Raw genomic sequence first — 21936 nt, forward strand, 5'->3', positions numbered from 1 at the left:
AGAAAAGATGAAGATTTAAGGAGGCCAAGACATGGCGAATCACCCATTTGAAAATTTTAAGTTAGAACCAAGTCTGATTGATGCTGTGAAGGATTTGAATTTTGATCAACCAACTGAAATTCAAACAAGAGTAATTCCGAAGATAATAAAACAATCAAACTTGATAGGTCAATCGCAGACAGGTACTGGTAAATCACATGCCTTTTTACTACCTCTGTTGAATAATATAGACATTAATATAAATGAACCACAAGCGATTGTAGTAGCACCTACAAGAGAATTAGCTCAGCAACTATTTGACGTAGCGAGTCACTTAGCAAAGTTTAAAGATCAAGTGTCTGTTAAATTGTTTATTGGTGGTACTGATATCGAGAAAGATAAACAACGTGCTAAGAATCAACCACAATTAGTTATTGGGACACCTACACGTATTAATGATTTAGCAAAGCATGGTGACTTACATGTACATTTAGCGTCATATTTAGTTATCGATGAAGCAGATTTAATGATAGATTTAGGATTAATTGAAGAAGTAGATCATATTGCTACAAGATTAGACGAATCTGCACATATTGCAGTGTTTAGTGCGACGATTCCTAAATCATTACATCCATTTTTAAATAAATATTTAGAAAATCCTGAATTTGTTGAGATTGAACATACACAGAAAAATAAAAAGAATATTGAATTTTATCTAATTCCAACAAAAGGTGAAGATAAGGTAGAAAAAACATTACGTTTAATTGATATACTTAATCCATATTTAAGTATCGTCTTTTGTAATAGTAGAGAAAGTGCGGATGAGTTAGCTGCACAGTTAAATGCTTCTGGAATAAAAGTGGGTATGATTCACGGTGGTTTGACACCGAGAGAACGTAAACAACAAATGAAACGTATTCGTAATTTAGAATTTCAATATGTTATCGCGAGTGATTTGGCTTCGAGAGGTATTGATATTGAAGGCGTAAGCCATGTTATTAACTTCGATGTTCCAAATGATATTGATTTCTTTACACATAGAGTGGGTAGAACGGGTCGAGGTAATTATAAAGGTGTTGCCATAACACTATATAGTCCAAATGAAGAAGATAATATTAGTTTAATTGAACAGCAAGGTTATCATTTTGAAAATGTAGACATTAAAGATGGCGAACTTAAACCAATTAAGGCACATAATACACGTCAAACACGTAAGAATAAAGATGATCATTTAACAAATGAATTAAAGCATAAAGTTAAAAGAAATAAGAAAAAGGTTAAACCTGGTTATAAAAAGAAATTCAAACGTGATTTAGATCAATTAAAACAAAAAGAACGTAGACAACACAGTAAACAACAAAGAAGACAAGAAAGAAAAAATAGAAAGGGGTAATTCAACTTATGTTATTAGGCTCACATGTTTCTATGAATGGTAAAAAAATGTTACAAGGTTCAGCAGAAGAAGCGACTAAATTAGGTGAATCTACTTTCATGATTTATACAGGGGCTCCTCAGAATACACGTAGAAAGCCGATTGAAGAATTAAATATCGAAAAAGGCCATGAAGTGATGCGTGAAAATGGGTTGTCAAATATTGTAGTGCACGCACCTTATATAATCAACATTGCAAATACATTAAAACCTCATGTATTTGAGCTTGGAGTAGAGTTTTTACAAAGCGAGATCGAACGTACACAAGCTTTAGGTGCTAAGGATATTGTATTGCATCCAGGATCACATGTTGGCGAGGGAGCAGATGTTGGTATTAAGAAGATTATCGAAGGGTTAAATGAAGTACTTACCAATGATAATGATGTTCGAATCGCATTAGAAACGATGGCTGGGAAAGGTTCGGAAATTGGTCGTAGTTTTGAAGAAATCGCACGAATTATTGATGGTGTAAACCATAATGAAAGACTATCTGTATGCTTTGATACTTGTCATACCCATGATGCTGGCTATAATGTCAGAGAAGATTTCGATGGCGTTTTAAATGAATTTGATAAGATTATTGGTGTTGACCGCATTAAAGTTGTCCATGTGAATGACAGTAAAAATGATATTGGCGCACATAAAGATAGACATGAAAATATCGGTTTTGGTTATATTGGTTTCGATGCATTAAATTATGTAGTACATCATGAAACATTTAAAGATATTCCAAAAATTTTAGAAACACCATTTGTCGGTGAAGATAAAAAGAATAAACGACCACCATACAAACATGAAATTGAAATGTTGAAAAAACAACAATTTGATGCTGATTTAAAAAATAAAATAATGAGCGAATAAACAGATGAACTACTTTTAATTCTATTGTGTAGCGATTAGAAATATATATTTTTGACGCAATTACAACTGATTAAAGGTAGTTTATTTTAATTCGTAAACATTACTATTTACATAATGTTTTTCACGTTGTATAGTATAGAACGAGGTGAAAACATGTCTACTCCTGTATTTGAATTGAATAATATTGATTACTATTTTGACAATAAACATGTATTAGAAAACATTAATATAAAAATAAATCGCGGTGAATTTTTAGCCATTGTAGGTCCAAATGGTGCAGGAAAGTCAACTTTATTAAAGATTATCCTAGGCCTTTTACCTATTCAAAAAGGTAAAATTTATGTTGATGGTATAGATTATAATGGTAAACAATCTATGTTAAAAATTAGTTATGTATCGCAGAAAGCACAAGCATTTAAGTCTGGCTTTCCAGCAAGTGTTAAAGAGGTGGTCCTAAGCGGATTAACCAAAAGAAAAAAATTATTTCAGCGCTTTAACAAAGAAGATGAAAAAAAGGTTGCAACTGTATTACAGCGTTTGAATATATCAAACTTAATTGATAAAAATATTGCTGAATTATCTGGTGGACAACAACAGCGTGTATTAATTGCTCGTGCATTAATCAGTGAGCCATCAGTACTAATATTAGACGAACCAACAAATGGTATCGATGCTAAACATGTAAGTGAATTTTATGAAACATTACAACGATTAAAGCAAGAAGGCGTTACAATTATCTTGGTAACACATGATATTGGTGTTGTTGCTGATACCGCAACTGAGGTTGCTTGTTTAAACAAACACCTTCACTTCCATGGTTCAACTGAAGAGTTTAAATCTTTAGATGAGGTAGAAATTTCAAAAATTTATGGTCATCCTATACAATTCGTAGATCACCAACATAATAGGGAGTGTTGTTCATCATGATAGAAGCGTTATTAAACTTCGATTTTATGCGCTATTCACTATTAAGCGGATTGCTAATAGGGTTTATTGCACCATTAATCGGTGCATTCATTGTTGTGAAGCGTTTATCACTTATTGCAGACGCATTGAGTCATGTGACTTTAGGTGGTATATCCTTTGGTATGTTTATCATTACAATCGCTCCGGTGTTAACGTTTATAAATCCAATTTGGTTTGGTATATTATTTGCTGTTATTGGCGCTATACTAATCGAGAAACTTCGTACGTCTTATAGTAATTATCAGGAAATTGCTATTCCTATTATTATGAGTACTGGTATTGCCTTAAGTGCGATTTTTATATCTTTAGCAGACGGGTTTAATCAAGAGGTCGTTGGACTATTATTTGGTTCTATAAGTGCCGTTACGAAAAGCGATGTACTTACGATTGTTGCAATTGTAGTCATTGTACTAGTGTTCATCATCTCTTTTTATAAGGAAATGTTTATACTCGTTTTCGATGAAGAATATAGTAAAGTGATAGGGATTCCAAAATGGATACAGTTGATGTTTATTGTCATTGTAGCAATGGTTATCTCTGCATCGATGCGTGTCGTAGGTATATTATTAGTTAGTGCATTAATAACATTACCTGTAGCTATCTCTATACGCATCACAAAAGGATTTAAACAATTAATTATACTAAGTATTATCATTGGTGAATTATCAGTTGTAGGTGGGTTAATACTTGCATTTTATATTAATATCTCGCCGGGTGGAGTCATTGTTGTCTTACTTGTATTAATGCTTGCTTTAACAATGCTTATTCAAAAATTAAGAATAAATTCTATGAAAGGATCTGTTGAAAATGAAAACTGATGACGCAATTAGTATTTTAAAAAAGAATGGACATAAATATACAGATAAAAGAAGAGAAATGTTAGATATTTTTGTCAAAGAAGATAAATATATAAATGCTAAGCATATTCAACAAAAAATGGATTACACATATCCAGGTATTTCTTTTGATACAGTGTATAGAAACCTGCATTTATTTAAAGAATTAGGCATCGTTGAAAACACAGAATTAGACGGAGAAATGAAATTTAGAATTGCCTGTACAAATCATCATCACCATCATTTTATTTGTGAAGTATGTGGGGACACTAAAGTAATAGATTTTTGTCCAATAGATGAAGTTAAATCATTCTTACCAAACGTAGAAATTCATACACATAAATTGGAAGTGTATGGAATTTGTGAAGCTTGTAAGCAAGCGTAATAATTATAATTGGTGTAATTTGACATTTATTTCTTAGATATACAATCAAATGAACAATAAAACATAGGTCATTAGTATGAATTAGTTTGAATTTTGAAAATAGTTGGTTTATGATGTTTAAATATTCTCATTTTGAGATATACTTATATTGTAACTAAAGATGACAAACATCATGCTATGACATTTATATTTTACTTTTAAAAGCAAATTAATTGTTGTCATTTGTATAAGTTGTTATGCTTTATTTAAAGATTAATTAGGAGGATGATTATTTATGGCTTTTGAATTACCAAATTTACCTTATGGTTTCGACGCGTTGGAACCTAATATTGACAAAGAAACTATGGAAATCCACCATGGTAAACACCACAACACTTATGTAACTAAATTAAATGCTGCAGTTGAAGGTACTGATTTAGAATCTAAATCAATCGAAGAAATTGTTGCAAACTTAGACAGTGTACCAGAAAATATTCAAACAGCTGTTAGAAATAATGGTGGTGGACACTTAAACCACTCATTATTCTGGGAATTATTAACTCCTAACTCTGAAGAAAAAGGTACTGTAGTTGATAAAATTAAAGAACAATGGGGTTCTTTAGATGCATTTAAAGAAGAATTTGCAGATAAAGCTGCAGCACGCTTTGGTTCAGGTTGGGCATGGCTAGTTGTAAATAACGGTAACTTAGAAATCGTTACTACACCTAACCAAGACAACCCTATTACTGAAGGTAAAACACCTATCTTAGGTTTAGATGTATGGGAACATGCATATTACCTTAAATATCAAAACAAACGTCCAGATTATATCAGTGCTTTCTGGAATGTTGTTAACTGGGAAAAAGTTGACGAGTTATATAACGCTGCAAAATAATTTATGTATGCGCTAATGACGGCCTTTATAAAGGTCGTCATTTTTTTTAGTAAAATAATAGAAATAATCTTAAATTTCATATATCATTTATTATGAGAACTTTTGAATAGAGGTATGTTATTGTGTTAAAAAGATTAAAAGAAAAATCGAACGATGAAAAGATCATGAATGTCATGAACAAAAGAATTGGCTTTATATTTGGAGTTATTGTATTCATCTTCGCAATAATCGTATTAAGGTTGGGTTACTTGCAAATAGCACAAGGTTCTCATTATAAGCAACTCATTAAAAATAGTGAAAATTTAACTATTAATGAGGCTGTACCCAGAGGACGCATATTAGACAGAAACGGTAAAGTACTAGTAGATAATGCGTCGAAAAAAGCTATTACATATACGCGTGGCAGAAAGACTACACAAGCTGAGGTGTTAAAAACTGCTAAGTCTTTATCCGACTTAATCAAGATGGATACGGATAAGATTACCGACCGCGATAAGCAAGACTATTGGATACAAATCCATCCGAACAAAGCTAAGGATTTAATGAAGAACGAACAGCAAATGCTTGATGATGGTAGTATTTCTCAAGATGATTATGATGAAACTTTGTATAAAAAGATAGGAAAAAAACAAATGGATTCATTATCTAAAAAGGATTTACAAGTATTAGCAATTTATCGTCAAATGATGTCAGGGTCTGCACTTGATCCACAAACAATTAAAAATGATGATGTATCAAACAAAGAATACGCAGCAGTTTCACAAAAATTATCTGATTTACCTGGTGTGAATACTACGACTGATTGGGATCGTACATATCCATATAAAAACACGTTAAGAGGTGTGTTTGGAGATGTTTCTACAACTGAAGAAGGGATTCCTAAAGAATTAACCGAAAAATATTTAGCTAAAGGTTACTCTCGTAATGATCGCGTCGGAAAATCATACCTAGAATATCAATATGATGATATTTTAAGAGGCAAAAAGAAAGAAATGAAGTACACTACTGATAAGTCAGGGGATGTCATTGATTCTAAAGTGGTTAATCCTGGGTCACGTGGTGACGATTTAGTATTAAGTATCGATATTGATTTACAACGTAAAACTGAAAAGTATTTGGAGGAACAAATCCAAAAATTACGTAGTGAAGGTGCCAAAGATATGGACAATGCACTAATGGTTGTTCAAAATCCTAATAATGGTGATATCTTAGCTATGGCAGGTAAGCAAATTGATAAAAATGGTGATTTGACAGATTATGACATAGGAACATTTACATCACAATATGCTGTTGGTTCATCCGTTAAAGGTGGAACATTATTAGCAGGTTATCAGAATAATGCAATCAATGTTGGTGAAGAAATGGTCGATGAACCATTAAAATTTGCTGGCGGTCTATCTAAACATTCTTACTTCAACCAAGATGGTAAGGTAACGATTAATGATAAAGAAGCACTGATGCATTCATCTAACGTATACATGTTTAAAACAGCATTGAAGATGGCTGGTGCCCCTTATACACCTAATATGACACTACCTTCAGATATAACAACTGCAGGACAAAAATTACGTAAAGGTCTTAATCAGGTTGGACTAGGAGTTAAAACCGGAATTGATTTGCCAAATGAGACGAGTGGTCAAACCGAGCCTTTAACAAATAATCCTGGTAACTATCTTGATTTAGCAATTGGACAATATGATACGTACACACCATTACAGTTATCACAATACGTTTCTACAATTGGTAATAATGGCTATCGTATACAACCGCATATTGGTTTAGAAGTTAGAAAGGCAACAAACAAAGATTCATTAGGTCCAGTTAAATCTAAAATAAAAGGTACTGTGTTAAATAAAGTGAATAATAGCCAGAATGAACTTGACGAAGTAAAAGATGGTTTTTATATGGCATTTAACAAGCAAGAGGGTACTGGTTATCAAAGTTTCAAAAATACTGACGTACCATCAGCTGGTAAAACAGGTACTGCTGAAGTATTCCAAGACGGCAAACCTAGAGTAAATTCAACATATATTGGATACGCACCAGCTAATAACCCTAAACTTGCATTTTCTATCGTCTATACAAATCAACCTGTACCAGAGCCTTGGTTAAACGGTGGTGATTTAGGTAGAGATGTTATAAACTATTACTTCAAGAATAAGGATAAAGATTAAATTTATTACGATAAAATATATCTTAGACACTGTTATAATCGTCTTTAATAAAAAATAATACTTTTCAATTTTATAACTAAATGGTATGATAAATAGGTCGTATTTTGAAAAGGTAAGGAGGAATTAGCATGCGCGTAAACGTAACACTTGCTTGCACAGAATGTGGAGAAAGAAACTACATTACTAAAAAAAATAAACGTACTAATCCTGAACGTATTGAAATGAAAAAACACTGTGCTCGTGATAACAAACATACATTGCACCGTGAAACAAAATAATAATTATTTTAGACCAGATTCTATCTTTAGAATCTGGTATTTTTTTGTAAAATATGAATTTTATTCTTTTTAATAATTCACTTTAATGACATTATAATTCATTAACGTTATAATATTAACAGTATGTATTAGGGGAAGGTGTTCTAGTGAGTAAGAAAATATTACGCCATAGCAAATTAAGTACAATGAATGATTTCAAAACTAATGAAAACAAACCATCAATTGATAAAGAATTAGCCAAACGTTTATATGATACTGAGGAATATAAACAGGCCAAACGAGTTGGTATTGTTTTATCTATGGAACATGAAGTTGATACATATAATATAATTACAGATATGTTAAGAGATAATAAACACGTATTCGTACCCGAAACAGATTATATAAATAAAACAATGCATTTTAAGGCGCTATTAAATCTAGATAATATTGGTCCAGATGATAAAGGGATAAATCATGTCAAAGATGACACTGAAATTACTGATAATTTAGATTTACTTATCGTTCCAGGCGTAGTATTCAATCAGATGGGGTACCGAATCGGTTATGGCGGCGGTTATTTCGATAAATTTTTAAGTCGCAATAAGCAACAGACTATAAGTTTAATATATGATTTTCAACTGAGTAACTTTGAACCTGAAAACCATGACCAACCAGTTGAGAAATTAATAATTGCTACAACTAAATAACGGAGGCAAAAATGATTACTGAAAAGTATTTTTGGAAATGTATATATACTTGGGTGAAATATCTCGACTATCAAGTGATACATCAAAATACTGATGATAGCGAAATTTGGTTAGTCAATGAGAAAAAGTCATCAATTGTCGTTTTTAAATATGGAGCGAATTCTGCTCAAGAAGTACGATTCGATAAAAGTAGAATCCAAGATCATAAAGCAGATATTACTTCATTTTTAGGCTTTACACCAAATAAATATGAATTATATATTTTTACAGAAAAAACCTTTACCGATGAAAATCTAGATGAATATGAAGATACAAAATTTAGAGTTAAAATCATCAGAGATAATAAAGAAATTGATAAATTATTGCCAAATATAGCAATAAAAACAGTTTTTAATAGACAGAATAAACAAACTAAAACATTTTATAAAAATAGAGCTTTAAATACCAATCCAGTCGAAAAGCACATGGTTAAATTTTCACCTGTCACATACGCATTAATAGCGATTAATGTCATTATTTGGTTATTGATGTTTTTAATATTAAATCGATTTTCAGATTTTAAATTACTTGATGTTGGTGGATTAGTACACTTTAATGTGGTACATGGTGAATGGTATAGGTTGATTACCTCGATATTTTTACATTTTAATTTTGAACATATATTAATGAACATGTTGAGCTTATTTATATTTGGGAAAATTGTTGAGTCAATCGTCGGTCATTGGCGCATGCTTGCTATTTATATCATATCAGGTTTGTTTGGTAACTTTGCTTCTTTATCCTTTAATACAGATACTGTGTCCGTAGGTGCCAGTGGTGCAATTTTCGGTTTGATTGGTGCAATTTTCGCATTTATGTATATTAGCCAACGATTCGATCGTAAGGTAATAGGACAACTTCTGATAGTCCTAGTTATTTTAATTGGCTTGTCACTATTTATGCATAACGTCAATATTGTTGCACATATTGGAGGTTTTGTTGGGGGCGTATTAATCACATTAATAGGTTATTATTTCAAGGAAAATAGAACCCGTTTCTGGATATTATTAATTATAATATTAATTTTATTTATAGCTGCACAAATCAGAATATTTACTATAAAAGAAGATAATATTTATAACACAATTATCAAAAATGAAATGAAAGATAATAATTATAAAGAGGCAAAAGAAATGGTTCAACAAACAATCGAAAAGAAATATGCTGACGATGAAACATATTATTTAAAGGGACTCATTATTGCAACAATTGATTCTAAAGCAGAGGGTGTGGCAACATGGGAAAGAGGATTGAGTTATTTCCCTAACTCAGGTATTTTAAATTATGAATTAGCTATTGCTAATAGATCACTCGACGATAATGAAAAAGCATTGAAATACATTAAAAAAGCGCTTAAAATTGACCCATCAAATGATGATTACGTCAACTTACATAAAGAATTGAGTGATCAAGATGATGAATCATAATTTATCAACTTTTTATGATGTACAACAGCTATTGAAAAAATTTGGCTTCATTATTTACTTTAAAGATAAAAATGATATGTATGAAATGATGGAGCAGGAAATTCACTCTCTATTTCAATATAAATTAATATCTAAGGATGAATATTTGAAGTCTAGATTAATTATAAATCAGAGAAGGAATGAATAAATAGATGAAGAAGATTATATTAGCAGCAGATATTGGTGGAACTACTTGTAAACTAGGTATTTTTGACGAAAATTTAGATCGTATTTCTAAATGGTCAATTGATACGGATACAACTGATACTACAGGATATTTATTGTTGAAAAACATTTATGATTCATTCGTAGATGCAGTTGCAAAAACTGAATACAATTTTTCAGATGTGTTAGGTGTAGGAATAGGTGTCCCAGGACCTGTTAATTTTGAAACTGGAATTGTACATGGGGCAGTTAATCTCTATTGGCACGGTGATGTTAATGTGAGAGAAATTTTCCAACAATTTGTTGATTGTCCAGTGTATGTAGATAATGATGCAAATGTGGCTGCACTTGGTGAGAAACATAAAGGGGCTGGCCAGGGCGCCGACGATGTTGTGGCAATTACTTTAGGAACTGGATTAGGTGGAGGTATTATTTCAAATGGTGAAATCGTACATGGTCATAATGGTTCAGGTGCTGAAATTGGTCACTTTAGAGTAGATCATGATCAACGTTTCAAGTGTAATTGTGGCAAATCGGGTTGTATAGAAACTGTAGCATCTGCTACTGGTGTTGTTAATTTAGTTAACTTTTATTATCCTAAACTCACTTTCAAATCCTCAATCTTACAATTGATTAAAGACAATAAAGTTACAGCTAAAGCTGTGTTTGATGCTGCAAAAGCAGGTGACCAATTCTGTATATTCATTACTGAACGTGTTGCGAATTATATTGCTTATTTATGCAGTATTGTAAGTGTTACGAGTAATCCTAAATATATTGTTTTAGGTGGCGGTATGTCTACAGCCGGCTTGATATTGATTGAAAATATTAAGACTGAATATCATAATTTAACATTTTCTCCAGCTCAAGAAGGTACTGAAATTGTTCAAGCACAATTAGGAAATGATGCAGGCATCACAGGCGCTGCTGGATTGATTTATACTTATATTATTGAAAAGGAAGGTGTTAAATAATGGCTATTGTTGATGTTGTAGTAATCCCAGTAGGAACAGAAGGTCCAAGTGTAAGTAAATATATAGCTGAGATTCAATCTAAATTAAAAGAATATAAAGCAGCAGGTAAAATTGACTATCAATTAACACCAATGAATACTTTAATAGAGGGAGATTTAAAGGATTTATTAGAAGTTGTACAAGTCATCCATGAACTACCTTTTAACAAAGGCTTAGACCGAGTATGTACGAATATTAGAATTGATGACCGTCGTGATAAATCTAGAAAAATGGGTGACAAGGTAACCGCTGTTCAAAAGCATTTAAATGATGGAGGCAAATAAAATGAGAATTTCAAGTTTGACTTTAGGTCAAGTATCAACAAATTGTTATTTTATCGAAAGTGACCAACATACATTAATTGTTGATCCAGCAAGTGACAGTGATTTAATTTTTAAAAAACTTAATCAAATTAACAAACCTGTTAAAGCAATTTTATTAACACATGCACACTTTGATCATATAGCAGCATTAGACGATGTCCTTGCTAAATATGATGTTCCTGTATACATGCATAAGTCAGAATTTGATTTTCTAACAGATGTTAATAAAAATGGATCTGCAGCATTTAAACAATACGGTTTACCTTCAATAACAAGCAATGCACAACCCAAGTCACTTGAGGAAGGTGAATTCAATATTGATGATTTTAAATTTAATATATTGCATACACCTGGTCATTCTCCTGGTAGTTTGACATATGTTTTCGATGAGTTTGCAGTCGTAGGTGATACTTTATTTAATCAAGGTATTGGACGTACCGACTTATACAAAGGAGATTACGAAACACTCGTTGACTCTATTTTAGATAAGATTTTTGAATTAGATGATGACTTACCATTATTCCCAGGACATGGCGAATATACTACAGTTGCAGATGAACAATTAAACCCGTTTTTACACGGCTAAAAAATTAAATTAAATAAAGTAAAAAAGACACCTTCTACGTGTATATATGTAGGAGGTGTCTTTTTAATTGCAATTATTATTTAATAATATTTTAGGTAAAGCCCTAACAAGAAAAGCTTCAGATATTCATTTTATTCCTAGTGACAAAGAGGTGATATTGAAGTTCAGAATTAATGACCAATTTATATTTATTGAAACGATACATCAGACGTTATATCAAAAGTTACTGACTTTCATGAAATATCAAGCTGGTCTTGATGTAGCAAACCATAATACAGCTCAAAGTGGTAGATATCTATATAAATTTAAACAATTATATTATTTGAGGATTTCTACGCTCCCATTATCTTTAGGAAATGAAAGTTGTGTTATTCGTATTATTCCACAATTTTTTAGTGAACCTAAACGATCAAGTGAATTATTAGATTTATATGCTTCGGTAAAGAAAGGTTTTGGTTGTTCCGAAATCTTTGCAATTTTAAAATTTCCCAAATCTATTATAATGCTTGTTTATTTTTCGGAAATTTTTGGAGATTTAACACTCTATTTAAATAATGTTGAAGATTTTCTATTACGAAATTATAAAATCAAACTAAATTTCTATAAGACGGTACAATATCCATTAGTACTTTTAAGTTTTTTTATTATCATGATTATGATTTTAAATTACACGATAATTCCAGAATTTAAATCACTATATTTAAATATGGGTGTCGAACTTTCTGTCTTACAAATCATACTTACTTCAATTATCTTTAATTTACCTTTAATTTTATTGTTAATTGTAATAATAATTTCTCTGATTGTAATATTGTCTATTTGTTATTATCGATCGTGTTCAGTTGCGAAGAAAATACAATTTATAAGGAAACTACCAATTCTGAGAAAACTATTTATCAGGTATAAAACATATAGATTAGCTACAGAGTTTTCGTTGTTTTATAAAAATGGTATTTCTTTACAAAGTATTGTCGAAATTTATGCTAATCAAGAGAGTGATCCGTACCTTAATTACCTGTCAAATATCATTAATTTAGGTTTGCAAAAGGGGTTAAATTTGAGTGATGTTTTAAAAGAGACCGGCTGCTTCGAACCTGGATTAATTAAGTTTATAAAAGCTGGGGAAAAGGAGGGGAAATTAGAAATAGAATTAAAACTATACAGTGAAATCATTATTTCGAAAATAGAAAAGCAATTACAAACAATTATTAAGTTTATCCAGCCAATAATATTTATTATTCTAGCAGGATTGATTGTCATACTGTACTTGGTAATTATGTTACCTATGTTTGAACTAATGCAAACTATAAAATAGTTTAGGAGAGCGATAACCAATGTATAAACAACCGAAATTTAACTATAAAGATGCTTTCACTTTAATTGAAATGCTTTTAGTTTTATTAATCATAAGTTTATTACTTATATTAATCATTCCAAATATATCAAAACAATCTAAATCCATACAGGAAACAGGATGTGAAGCGCAATTAAAAATGGTAGATAGTCAAATTGAAGCTTTCGCATTAAAATATAATAAAAATCCAGACTCTATTGACGATTTAATTCAAAAAGGATATTTAAAAGAAAATCAAAAATATTGTAAATCTGGTGCAACAATTACTATAAATAATGGTGAAGCTATTGCCAACTAGCAGAGCTTTCACATTGTTAGAAATGCTACTTGTACTAAGTATTATAACTACTTTAATTATGATTCAATTTAAATTTATACCAATGGAACGATTAGATAGCATTAATGACGAAAACAAAATCAAAAACTTTATTATGAACTTAAATTATATTAAATCCATAGCAATTAAAGATAATCAACCCATAACTCTTCTTATAACACCAAACTCAACAGATATTGTTATTTTAGAGCAATATCATGAGACACGAAAACTTCAATTACCTCAAAATGGCTATATATATTATAGAACCAACCTCAAAACAATTACTTTTGAAAAAAACGGAAACACCAATAAGTTTGGAAGTATATTTATCAATTTAAATGAAACGGTTTATAGAATTATATTTCATTTAGAAAAGGGTAGAATTCGTTATGAAAAAGTATAATCTTCATTCATCACTCTTAATTGATGCACTTCTTTCATTATCAATAATCACTAGCTTATGTTTGTTTTATTTCCCGATGTTAAATCATATGTTACATCAACTAAATCACCAACAAAATCGAATCGAAATGAAGCGCATCCTTATGTCAACTTTAGTAAAGAATCCCAAAACGAATGGAAACAGTACATTTAATATTTATCGATATCAAATCACAGGCCTAAATGGTAAATATTGCATTATTGACAAGGAGAGTCATGATGAAATCTGTATATCTCAAAAAAATAAATAGTTTTACATATCTTGAGTTACTCTTTGTATTACTTGTTATTAGTATCATATGTGCACTGATACCTATTTTAATTAAATCCGTTTCAACATTTAATAAAATTGCTGATTTTGATGATGCGGAATTAATTTATCTAGCGAAGGATCTTACAGATGATCAAGTCGTACATAATGCAAAATATGTTTCAATAAATGATGTAGGAAATACTTTGACTTTAAAGCAAGGAAATCAGATTATTACGTATCGTTTTAGAAATAACAAATTAATTAAGACCGTTAACCATTCAGGTAATATAACGATGATAAACAATATTCGCAGTGTATATTTTCAAAAAGTTAACAACGATTTTATCAAGTTAAAACTTAAACTTTATATTAAGGGGGAATTGATTGAAAGACAAATTTATTTTTAGATTAAATGGTTATTTGTATCCTTTTGTAATGTGGATTTTTGTGCTATATTTAACTCTAATTAGCGCGTATTCAGCGCGGTTTATCATTCAGCTGAAAACGTTAAATAATATAGAAAGCTATTATGATAGACAATTAAATAGTTTTGACAAAAAGGGCGATACAATTGAAAACAAATAAAAAAGCACCACTTATCTTTATTGGCTTTATGGGTACAGGTAAAACTACATTAGGGGAGTATATCGCTTCAAACGATGGCTTGAATTATATTGACTTAGATGAGTATATTGTAAGCCAAGAGCAACGTTCTATCCCAGAAATTTTTGATAAAATAGGAGAAACAGGTTTTAGGAATTTGGAGTTTCTTTATTTACAACAATGTATAGAACAATATGATGTAATTTCAACTGGTGGGGGTATAGTCGAAGGACCTGATGCATTTAATCTATTGAAATCAAGACATAATGTAATTTGGCTAGATTGCGACTTAAATATTGTTTATGAAAGAATCAAAAATGATAGTAATCGGCCTAATGCAAATAATAAAAGTTTTTTTGAATTAAAAAGCTTGTATTCCTCAAGGGTTTCAAGATATAATGAAATCGCATTCACCAAATTGAATAGTAATCAGCCACTTCGAGAGTTATATCATATAATTCAAGAAATGGTTTTATGCGAATGACCAGTATTAGAGAGAATGAATTGTGAAAAATACAATTCATCGCCGAAGGTGCAAGTTTAACGAAACTCTCAGGCAAAAGGATAATATTGTGACGCATTCCTGGAGTGTTTTAACAGGGTAGACTTAATGTCTATCCTGTTTTTTTAATATAAAATTAGGGGGTTTCTTCATGTCAAACGAATTAAAGCAGACACCGTTATATCAGACTTTTGTAGATAGTGGTGCAAAAATTGTAGAATTTGGCGGATGGGCTATGCCTGTACAATTCTCAAGTATCAAAGAAGAACATAATGCAGTAAGGCATTCAGTAGGTTTATTTGATGTAAGTCATATGGGAGAAATTTTAATAAAAGGTTCTGATTCAAAGCAATTTGTACAATACCTACTTTCTAATGATATGGATACGTTAACTTCATCTAAAGCTTTGTACACAGCGTTGTGCAATGAAAATGGTGGAATTATTGACGATCTTATTATTTATCAACTTGCAGATCAAACTTATTTATTAGTCGTAAATGCAGGTAATACTGATAAAGATTTTGACTGGATTAATGCTCAAGCAACAGAATTTGATGTTTATGTAGAAAATGTTTCAAGTGAATATAGTCAGTTGGCTGTTCAAGGGCCTAAAGCACGTGAAATAGTTCAAGCTAACACAAATGTCGACATTTCTGAGATGAAGCCATTTGAATTTAAACAAAATGTAGAATTTTTCGAAAAATCAGTCATTCTTTCACAATCAGGATATACAGGTGAAGATGGTTTCGAAATATATTGTAAAGCAGAAGATGCCAAATATTTATGGGATAAACTTATCGGTTTAGATGTTGTTCCATGTGGTTTAGGAGCTCGTGATACATTAAGACTGGAAGCTGGATTACCGTTACATGGACAGGATTTAAGTGAGACTATTTCACCTTATGAAGCTGGAATCGCATTTGCTGCAAAACCGTTAATAGAGGCTGACTTTATTGGTAAATCAGTATTGAAAGATCAAAAAGAAAATGGTTCTGAACGTCGTGCAATTGGTTTGGAAATGATTGATAAAGGAATTCCAAGAACAGGTTATGTCATTTTTGATTTAGACGATAATGAAATTGGGGAAGTCACTTCTGGAACGCAATCACCTTCATCAGGTAAGTCTATAGGCTTAGGCTTAATTAAAAGAGAGCAATTTGAAATGGGTAAAGAAATACAAATTCAAGTACGAAAACGCAAAGTGAAAGCTAAAATTGTGAAAAAGAATCATATAACAAAATAATAAAGAGGTGTTAACGTGAGTCATCGATATATTCCTTTAACTGAACAAGACAAAAATGAAATGCTAAAAACGATTGGAGCAAGCTCAATTAAAGAATTATTTGGAGATGTTCCAGAAGATATTTTATTAAATAGAGAATTAGATATTGCTGACGGTGAAGATGAAACGATACTGTCAAAGCGTTTGAATCGAATTGCTAAGAAAAATATCACCAAAGAAACACATACATCATTCCTTGGCGCAGGTGTATACGATCATTATGCACCATCTGTAGTTGATGCGATGATATCAAGATCAGAATTTTATACTGCGTATACGCCTTATCAACCAGAAATTTCTCAAGGCGAATTACAAGCTATTTTTGAATTTCAAACACTTATCTGTGAATTGACAGATATGGATATTGCTAATTCATCTATGTATGATGGAATAACAAGTTTTGCTGAAGCATGCATTCTTGCTTTCAACCAAACAAAAAAGAATAAAATTGTTGTATCTAAAGGGATGCATTATCAAGCGTTACAAGTGTTAAAAACTTATGTAAAAACGCGTGAATCATTCGAAATAATAGAAGTTGATTTAGATGGTACGATTACCGACTTAACTAAATTAGAACAAGCAATTGATGATGATACAGCTGCCGTTGCAGTACAATATCCTAATTTTTATGGTTCAATCGAGGATTTAGAGCAAATTAAATCATTTATTAGTGATAAAAAAGCTTTATTTATAGTGTATGCGAATCCATTAGCATTAGGATTACTGACACCTCCAGGTACATTCGGTGCCGATATCGTAGTAGGTGATACACAGCCATTCGGAATCCCTGCACAATTTGGTGGACCTCATTGTGGTTTCTTTGCTACAACTAAAAAGTTAATGCGTAAAGTTCCTGGAAGATTAGTAGGTCAAACCGAAGATGCCAATGGTAATCGCGGATTTGTGTTAACGTTACAAGCACGAGAGCAACATATTCGACGTGATAAAGCGACTTCAAATATTTGTTCAAACCAAGCGCTTAATGCGTTAGCATCATCTATAAGTATGTCAGCATTAGGAAAGCAAGGTATATATGATATAGCAGTGCAAAATTTTGAAAATGCCAACTATGCCAAAGAACAATTTAAACAAGCTGGTTTTGAAGTATCTGAAGACACTTCATTTAATGAATTTACTGTGACCTTTGATAAACCAGTTAAAGATATTAATGATGCATTAGTTCAAGAAGGTATTATTGGTGGGTTTGATATGAGCGAAGTATCAAAAACATTAAGCAATGTAATGTTAGTTGCAGTTACAGAGCTTAGAACTAAAGCAGAAATCGATTTATTTGTTGAGAAAGCAGGTGAAATAAATGGTAGTAAGTAAATCAAGTCCATTAATTTTTGAACGTTCTAAAAAGGGACGTTATGCGTATTCATTACCTAAAAAAGAAATAAATACGGATGCAGTCAATCAATTATTAGATGATAAATTCATTCGTAAGAATAAAGCCGAGTTACCTGAAGTTTCTGAGCTTGATTTGGTAAGACATTATACTGAGCTTTCTAATAAAAATTTTGGTGTAGATTCAGGTTTCTATCCACTAGGATCATGTACAATGAAATATAATCCTAAAATTAATGAAAAGATTGCTAGAATTCCTGGTTTCGCTGAATCTCATCCATTACAAGATGAGTCACAAATTCAAGGTTCTTTGGAAATAATTCATAGTTTACAAGAAGAGCTTAAAGAAATTACTGGAATGGATGAAGTTACTTTACAACCTGCTGCAGGCGCACATGGTGAGTGGACAGCATTGATGATATTTAAAGCATATCATCAAAAAAATGGAGAATCTCATCGTGATGAAGTAATTGTTCCTGATTCTGCACATGGTACAAATCCTGCATCTGCTGCATTCGCAGGTTTTAAATCGGTAACGGTTAAATCAAATGAACGTGGCGAAGTTGATATTGAGGACTTGAAGCGAGTTGTAAATGAAAATACTGCAGCGATTATGCTGACTAACCCTAACACGTTAGGTATATTTGAAAAAAATATTATGGAAATTAGAAATATTGTACACGAAGCAGGCGGCTTATTATATTATGATGGTGCAAATTTAAATGCCATAATGGATAAAGTACGTCCAGGTGATATGGGCTTTGATGCAGTACACTTAAATTTACACAAAACCTTTACTGGTCCACACGGTGGTGGCGGTCCAGGATCTGGCCCTGTTGGTGTAAAAAAAGAATTGGCAAACTTTTTACCAAAGCCTATGGTGGTTAAGGAAAATGGCGTATATAAATATGATAATGATATTGAAGATTCAATTGGTAGAGTAAAACCATTTTACGGAAACTTTGGTATTTATTTACGTGCTTATACGTACATTCGATCTATGGGTAATAAAGGCTTAGAAGAGGTATCAGAAGCAGCAGTATTAAATGCCAACTATATTAAAGCTAGATTAAAAGAGCATTTTGAAATTCCATATCCACAATATTGTAAACATGAATTTGTGTTAAGTGGTTCAAAACAAAAAGAATTTGGTGTACGTACCTTAGATATGGCTAAAAGACTGTTAGACTTTGGTGTGCATCCTCCTACTATTTATTTCCCACTTAACGTAGATGAAGGTATGATGATTGAACCTACTGAAACAGAATCTAAAGAAACGTTAGATTATTTCTGTGATACGATGATTAAAATTGCTACAGAAGCAAAAGAAGATCCAGACAAAGTATTAGAAGCACCACATACAACAATTATAGATCGATTAGATGAAACAAAGGCAGCACGACAACCAATTTTAAAGTTCGAAGGATTACGAGCTGAGAAAGAATAAATATAGCCTAATTAAATATTAAGTCAAAAATTTATTATTAAATATGAGGACTAATTCATCACAGTGACTTGTTCTCATCAAGTATACATCTGACCAATGTCAACTTGATGGTGCATAGTTTAGCTGATGGATTAGTCTTTTTGGTTGTCCTGTGTAAAATTAGATAAATTATGTTTCTTTAGTTAATCTTATATTTTTATAGCGCACCGTCTATTTGCAACGTCTGGCAACACAAGTATATAAACATATGAGGTAAAATAAAAGGTTTGAAAAATTTTACAGTGATAAAAATATATAAATAAAAAACTGTCGACAAAACCAATGATTTCGTCGACAGTTTATAAAGCAACACTGTTATTTGTTAGCTATTTGATTATTTCTTAGATTTGATTTTTCCAGTCCATTTTTTGTAACCGCCTTTTAGCATATAAATGTCTTTATAACCATTTTTCTTTAAAGTTCTAGCGGCACGGTAACTCGAAATACCATTTGCATCACAAAGATAAATTGGTTGATCTACTCTTAAACCTTGATATCTCTGTTTAAACATAGTAATTGGTATGTTTCTCGCTCCGTTGATATGGCCATAATCATAATCTACTTTTTCCCTTACATCAATAACTTGAGCTTTGCGTAAACCTTTATGGAATTCATTTTGGTTTAATTCTGTGACTGCTCTTTTATTAAGAAGATAATTAATTAGCATATATGCTATTATAATAATTAAAACTGCTAACGCTATAAACCAAAAACTACTCATCTTGCATCCTCCCTAATTAACCGATATTATATATTATAAGACTGTTAGCACAATTTATCAAAATATTTTTACTAAGTTTTAGAAGGTGTTGCAAACATACTTATAAAATCATTGAAAACGATACCATACATGTATAATAATAACAATTTTTGATAGGAGTTTTTTAGAGTGACTGAAACATGGAATTTTATCAATACGGGAAGTAATGATCCATTTTATAATATGGCTTTAGATGAGGCGTTACTTAATTTTGTTTCAAGAGGAGAAATTGATCCAGTAATTCGTTTTTATACTTGGAATCCTGCAACGTTATCGGTGGGTTATTTTCAACGATTAACTAAAGAAATAGACATAGACAAAGTAAAAGAAAAAGGTTACGGCATGGTTCGCCGTCAAACTGGTGGTAGAGGTGTATTACATGATAAAGAGTTAACTTATAGTGTAATAGTTCCTGAATCGCATCCTGAAATGCCTTCAACAATAACTGAAGCTTACCGAGTTATTTCTGAAGGTTTATTACAAGGGTATAAAGAATTAGGTTTAGATGCTTATTTTGCTATCCCTCGTTCAAAAGAAGAGCGAGATAAATTAAAGCAACCTAGAAGTGCAGTTTGCTTTGATGCACCGAGTTGGTATGAACTTGTAGTAGAAGGACGGAAAATTGCTGGAAGCGCACAAGTTAGACAAAAAGGGGTTATTCTCCAACACGGTTCATTGCTTCAAGATGTTGATGTGGATGACTTGTTTGATATGTTTATATTTAAAAACGAGCGTTTAAAAGAAAAAATGAAGAAAGCTTTTCTAGATAAAGCTGTTGCTCTAAATGATATTTCTGATAAGAAAATCACTATAGCAGAAATGGAAGTAGCCTTTGAAAAAGGATTTAAAAAAGGTTTAAATGTTGATTTCAAACCTTTAACACTAACTGAAGCTCAACAAGCAGAAGTGAATGAATTAATAGAAAAATATAAATCAGACGATTGGAATTATCGAAAATAATAAAAGTAGTTAATACAAACTGCTTATGAAAATAGGGCTAATCTACTTTTGTAGATTAGCCCTGATTCTATTTGTAGAATTTAATTCGTTTAGAACAACAATTAATGATTATCCTATTTCTCAGTAAGTATTGTCTATTGTTATATTCTATATAGTTATGTTTCGTATACATACAAATAAATCGTTTACTTAGAAATTGCCATTGTTATAAAAATAAGGTGCCTCGTATAAAATAATTGTTACATCACTTTACACGGGGCACCTTTTAATTAATGTTACATGATATTATCAAATAAACCTTTAATTTTAATATACTATATTTCTAGTTTAGGAATTAACTCGATTATTTCTTTCTATTACGCTTTTTATATTTTCTTTGCGCTCGTTTATATTTCCTTTGATCCTCTGTTAAGAAAAAGAAATAATAAATAAGATATGCTATTCCAGCAAAAATTGCAATGCTAACCAACATTTTAACAAAGCTGAATATAAATGCGTCTAAATTCAGTACTAAACCAATGATTGCAATTGCAATTACTATATAAAATAATGCTTGTTTCAAAT

The 21936-nt window shown here is 31.3% G+C and carries 25 protein-coding genes and 1 riboswitch; of the genes, 23 read left to right on the forward strand and 2 right to left on the reverse strand.

What is annotated here, in order from left to right; genetic code table 11:
- The first annotated feature begins 31 nt into the window (after positions 1 to 31).
- From SH09_RS05245 to gcvPB, 22 genes are all read left to right on the forward strand, one after another.
- Positions 32 to 1372 carry a DEAD/DEAH box helicase gene (locus tag SH09_RS05245; RefSeq protein ID WP_042738574.1) on the forward strand — a complete coding sequence of 447 codons (1341 nt, stop codon included), beginning with the start codon at positions 32 to 34 and terminating at the stop codon, positions 1370 to 1372.
- Positions 1373 to 1380: 8 nt separating this feature from the next.
- Positions 1381 to 2271 carry a deoxyribonuclease IV gene (locus SH09_RS05250; RefSeq protein ID WP_042738575.1) on the forward strand — a complete coding sequence of 297 codons (891 nt, stop codon included), beginning with the start codon at positions 1381 to 1383 and terminating at the stop codon, positions 2269 to 2271.
- Between the two features lie 153 nt (positions 2272 to 2424).
- Positions 2425 to 3198: a metal ABC transporter ATP-binding protein gene (locus SH09_RS05255; protein WP_042738576.1), complete on the forward strand. Its 774-nt coding sequence runs from the start codon at positions 2425 to 2427 to the stop codon at positions 3196 to 3198.
- On the forward strand, positions 3195 to 4055 hold the full coding sequence (locus tag SH09_RS05260) for a metal ABC transporter permease (protein WP_042738577.1): 861 nt from the start codon (positions 3195 to 3197) through the stop codon (positions 4053 to 4055). The genes SH09_RS05255 and SH09_RS05260 overlap by 4 nt, the downstream gene beginning before the upstream one ends.
- A complete protein-coding gene (locus tag SH09_RS05265) occupies positions 4045 to 4458 on the forward strand; it encodes a Fur family transcriptional regulator (RefSeq protein ID WP_042738578.1) in 414 nt (137 codons plus the stop codon). The genes SH09_RS05260 and SH09_RS05265 overlap by 11 nt, the downstream gene beginning before the upstream one ends.
- 274 nt (positions 4459 to 4732) lie before the next feature.
- Positions 4733 to 5332, forward strand: coding sequence for a superoxide dismutase (locus SH09_RS05270; protein WP_042738579.1), 600 nt, complete (start codon positions 4733 to 4735; stop codon positions 5330 to 5332).
- 122 nt (positions 5333 to 5454) lie between these two features.
- A complete protein-coding gene (locus tag SH09_RS05275; protein ID WP_042738580.1) occupies positions 5455 to 7506 on the forward strand; it encodes a peptidoglycan D,D-transpeptidase FtsI family protein in 2052 nt (683 codons plus the stop codon).
- A 128-nt stretch (positions 7507 to 7634) separates the two neighbouring features.
- Positions 7635 to 7784 (forward strand): 50S ribosomal protein L33, encoded by a 150-nt coding sequence (rpmG, locus tag SH09_RS05280; protein ID WP_042738581.1) that lies wholly within the window; start codon positions 7635 to 7637, stop codon positions 7782 to 7784.
- A gap of 146 nt (positions 7785 to 7930) precedes the next feature.
- The gene (locus SH09_RS05285) at positions 7931 to 8473 is read left to right on the forward strand and encodes a 5-formyltetrahydrofolate cyclo-ligase (RefSeq protein WP_042738582.1); all 543 of its coding nucleotides are present in this window, start codon (positions 7931 to 7933) and stop codon (positions 8471 to 8473) included.
- An 11-nt stretch (positions 8474 to 8484) separates the two neighbouring features.
- Entirely contained in the window at positions 8485 to 9939 is a 1455-nt protein-coding gene (locus SH09_RS05290) for a rhomboid family intramembrane serine protease (RefSeq protein WP_042738583.1), read from the forward strand.
- Positions 9929 to 10126 carry a YqgQ family protein gene (locus tag SH09_RS05295; protein ID WP_042739023.1) on the forward strand — a complete coding sequence of 66 codons (198 nt, stop codon included), beginning with the start codon at positions 9929 to 9931 and terminating at the stop codon, positions 10124 to 10126. Before SH09_RS05290 ends, SH09_RS05295 begins: the two co-directional genes overlap by 11 nt.
- Before the next feature lie 4 nt (positions 10127 to 10130).
- Positions 10131 to 11117 carry a glucokinase gene (locus SH09_RS05300; RefSeq protein ID WP_042738584.1) on the forward strand — a complete coding sequence of 329 codons (987 nt, stop codon included), beginning with the start codon at positions 10131 to 10133 and terminating at the stop codon, positions 11115 to 11117.
- Positions 11117 to 11440: an MTH1187 family thiamine-binding protein gene (locus SH09_RS05305; protein WP_042738585.1), complete on the forward strand. Its 324-nt coding sequence runs from the start codon at positions 11117 to 11119 to the stop codon at positions 11438 to 11440. Before SH09_RS05300 ends, SH09_RS05305 begins: the two co-directional genes overlap by 1 nt.
- Position 11441: 1 nt before the next feature.
- Entirely contained in the window at positions 11442 to 12065 is a 624-nt protein-coding gene (locus SH09_RS05310) for an MBL fold metallo-hydrolase (RefSeq protein ID WP_042738586.1), read from the forward strand.
- 67 nt (positions 12066 to 12132) lie between these two features.
- A complete protein-coding gene (gene comGB / locus SH09_RS05315; protein ID WP_052495419.1) occupies positions 12133 to 13380 on the forward strand; it encodes a competence type IV pilus assembly protein ComGB in 1248 nt (415 codons plus the stop codon).
- 19 nt (positions 13381 to 13399) lie between these two features.
- Complete coding sequence (comGC, locus tag SH09_RS05320) at positions 13400 to 13717, forward strand: competence type IV pilus major pilin ComGC (protein ID WP_042738587.1); 318 nt, start codon at positions 13400 to 13402, stop codon at positions 13715 to 13717.
- Positions 13695 to 14141 (forward strand): competence type IV pilus minor pilin ComGD, encoded by a 447-nt coding sequence (comGD, locus tag SH09_RS05325; protein WP_042738588.1) that lies wholly within the window; start codon positions 13695 to 13697, stop codon positions 14139 to 14141. The genes comGC and comGD overlap by 23 nt, the downstream gene beginning before the upstream one ends.
- Positions 14142 to 14398: 257 nt before the next feature.
- A complete protein-coding gene (locus SH09_RS05335; RefSeq protein WP_042738589.1) occupies positions 14399 to 14839 on the forward strand; it encodes a competence type IV pilus minor pilin ComGF in 441 nt (146 codons plus the stop codon).
- Positions 14840 to 15045: 206 nt separating this feature from the next.
- The gene (locus SH09_RS05345; protein WP_042739026.1) at positions 15046 to 15519 is read left to right on the forward strand and encodes a shikimate kinase; all 474 of its coding nucleotides are present in this window, start codon (positions 15046 to 15048) and stop codon (positions 15517 to 15519) included.
- A riboswitch (glycine riboswitch) is annotated at positions 15516 to 15613 on the forward strand. (Overlaps the previous gene by 4 nt.)
- Positions 15614 to 15688: 75 nt before the next feature.
- Positions 15689 to 16780 carry a glycine cleavage system aminomethyltransferase GcvT gene (gene gcvT, locus SH09_RS05350; protein WP_042738591.1) on the forward strand — a complete coding sequence of 364 codons (1092 nt, stop codon included), beginning with the start codon at positions 15689 to 15691 and terminating at the stop codon, positions 16778 to 16780.
- 15 nt (positions 16781 to 16795) lie between these two features.
- The gene (gcvPA, locus tag SH09_RS05355; RefSeq protein WP_042738592.1) at positions 16796 to 18148 is read left to right on the forward strand and encodes an aminomethyl-transferring glycine dehydrogenase subunit GcvPA; all 1353 of its coding nucleotides are present in this window, start codon (positions 16796 to 16798) and stop codon (positions 18146 to 18148) included.
- Positions 18135 to 19613 carry an aminomethyl-transferring glycine dehydrogenase subunit GcvPB gene (gcvPB, locus tag SH09_RS05360; RefSeq protein WP_042738593.1) on the forward strand — a complete coding sequence of 493 codons (1479 nt, stop codon included), beginning with the start codon at positions 18135 to 18137 and terminating at the stop codon, positions 19611 to 19613. Before gcvPA ends, gcvPB begins: the two co-directional genes overlap by 14 nt.
- Before the next feature lie 373 nt (positions 19614 to 19986).
- Here the strand turns inward: gcvPB and SH09_RS05365 are convergent, their stop codons facing one another.
- Positions 19987 to 20373 carry a rhodanese-like domain-containing protein gene (locus SH09_RS05365; protein ID WP_042738594.1) on the reverse strand — a complete coding sequence of 129 codons (387 nt, stop codon included), beginning with the start codon at positions 20371 to 20373 and terminating at the stop codon, positions 19987 to 19989.
- A gap of 168 nt (positions 20374 to 20541) precedes the next feature.
- Here SH09_RS05365 and SH09_RS05370 point away from each other — a divergent pair, with 168 nt between their 5' ends.
- A complete protein-coding gene (locus SH09_RS05370) occupies positions 20542 to 21372 on the forward strand; it encodes a lipoate--protein ligase family protein (protein WP_042738595.1) in 831 nt (276 codons plus the stop codon).
- Positions 21373 to 21715: 343 nt separating this feature from the next.
- Here SH09_RS05370 and SH09_RS05375 read toward each other — a convergent pair whose 3' ends face one another.
- Positions 21716 to 21934, reverse strand: a complete 219-nt coding sequence (locus SH09_RS05375; protein WP_042738596.1) for an SA1362 family protein — start codon at positions 21932 to 21934, stop codon at positions 21716 to 21718.
- Between the last annotated feature and the right edge of the window lie 2 nt (positions 21935 to 21936).

This window comes from Staphylococcus gallinarum (genome assembly GCF_000875895.1).
Taxonomy (GTDB): Bacteria; Bacillota; Bacilli; order Staphylococcales; family Staphylococcaceae; genus Staphylococcus; species Staphylococcus gallinarum.

Bases quoted from the DNA above. Each gene is read 5' to 3' on its own strand.
- SH09_RS05245 (WP_042738574.1), top strand. From the start codon at position 32: ATGGCGAATCACCCATTTGAAAATTTTAAGTTAGAACCAAGTCTGATT.
- comGC (WP_042738587.1), top strand. From the start codon at position 13,400: ATGTATAAACAACCGAAATTTAACTATAAAGATGCTTTCACTTTAATT.
- SH09_RS05305 (WP_042738585.1), top strand. From the start codon at position 11,117: ATGGCTATTGTTGATGTTGTAGTAATCCCAGTAGGAACAGAAGGTCCA.
- SH09_RS05345 (WP_042739026.1), top strand. From the start codon at position 15,046: ATGGGTACAGGTAAAACTACATTAGGGGAGTATATCGCTTCAAACGAT.
- gcvT (WP_042738591.1), top strand. From the start codon at position 15,689: ATGTCAAACGAATTAAAGCAGACACCGTTATATCAGACTTTTGTAGAT.
- SH09_RS05260 (WP_042738577.1), top strand. From the start codon at position 3,195: ATGATAGAAGCGTTATTAAACTTCGATTTTATGCGCTATTCACTATTA.
- SH09_RS05270 (WP_042738579.1), top strand. From the start codon at position 4,733: ATGGCTTTTGAATTACCAAATTTACCTTATGGTTTCGACGCGTTGGAA.
- comGD (WP_042738588.1), top strand. From the start codon at position 13,695: ATGGTGAAGCTATTGCCAACTAGCAGAGCTTTCACATTGTTAGAAATG.
- rpmG (WP_042738581.1), top strand. From the start codon at position 7,635: ATGCGCGTAAACGTAACACTTGCTTGCACAGAATGTGGAGAAAGAAAC.
- SH09_RS05290 (WP_042738583.1), top strand. From the start codon at position 8,485: ATGATTACTGAAAAGTATTTTTGGAAATGTATATATACTTGGGTGAAA.
- SH09_RS05365 (WP_042738594.1), bottom strand. From the start codon at position 20,373: ATGAGTAGTTTTTGGTTTATAGCGTTAGCAGTTTTAATTATTATAATA.
- SH09_RS05310 (WP_042738586.1), top strand. From the start codon at position 11,442: ATGAGAATTTCAAGTTTGACTTTAGGTCAAGTATCAACAAATTGTTAT.
- SH09_RS05335 (WP_042738589.1), top strand. From the start codon at position 14,399: ATGAAATCTGTATATCTCAAAAAAATAAATAGTTTTACATATCTTGAG.
- SH09_RS05300 (WP_042738584.1), top strand. From the start codon at position 10,131: ATGAAGAAGATTATATTAGCAGCAGATATTGGTGGAACTACTTGTAAA.
- SH09_RS05265 (WP_042738578.1), top strand. From the start codon at position 4,045: ATGAAAACTGATGACGCAATTAGTATTTTAAAAAAGAATGGACATAAA.
- SH09_RS05255 (WP_042738576.1), top strand. From the start codon at position 2,425: ATGTCTACTCCTGTATTTGAATTGAATAATATTGATTACTATTTTGAC.
- SH09_RS05250 (WP_042738575.1), top strand. From the start codon at position 1,381: ATGTTATTAGGCTCACATGTTTCTATGAATGGTAAAAAAATGTTACAA.
- gcvPB (WP_042738593.1), top strand. From the start codon at position 18,135: ATGGTAGTAAGTAAATCAAGTCCATTAATTTTTGAACGTTCTAAAAAG.
- SH09_RS05295 (WP_042739023.1), top strand. From the start codon at position 9,929: ATGAATCATAATTTATCAACTTTTTATGATGTACAACAGCTATTGAAA.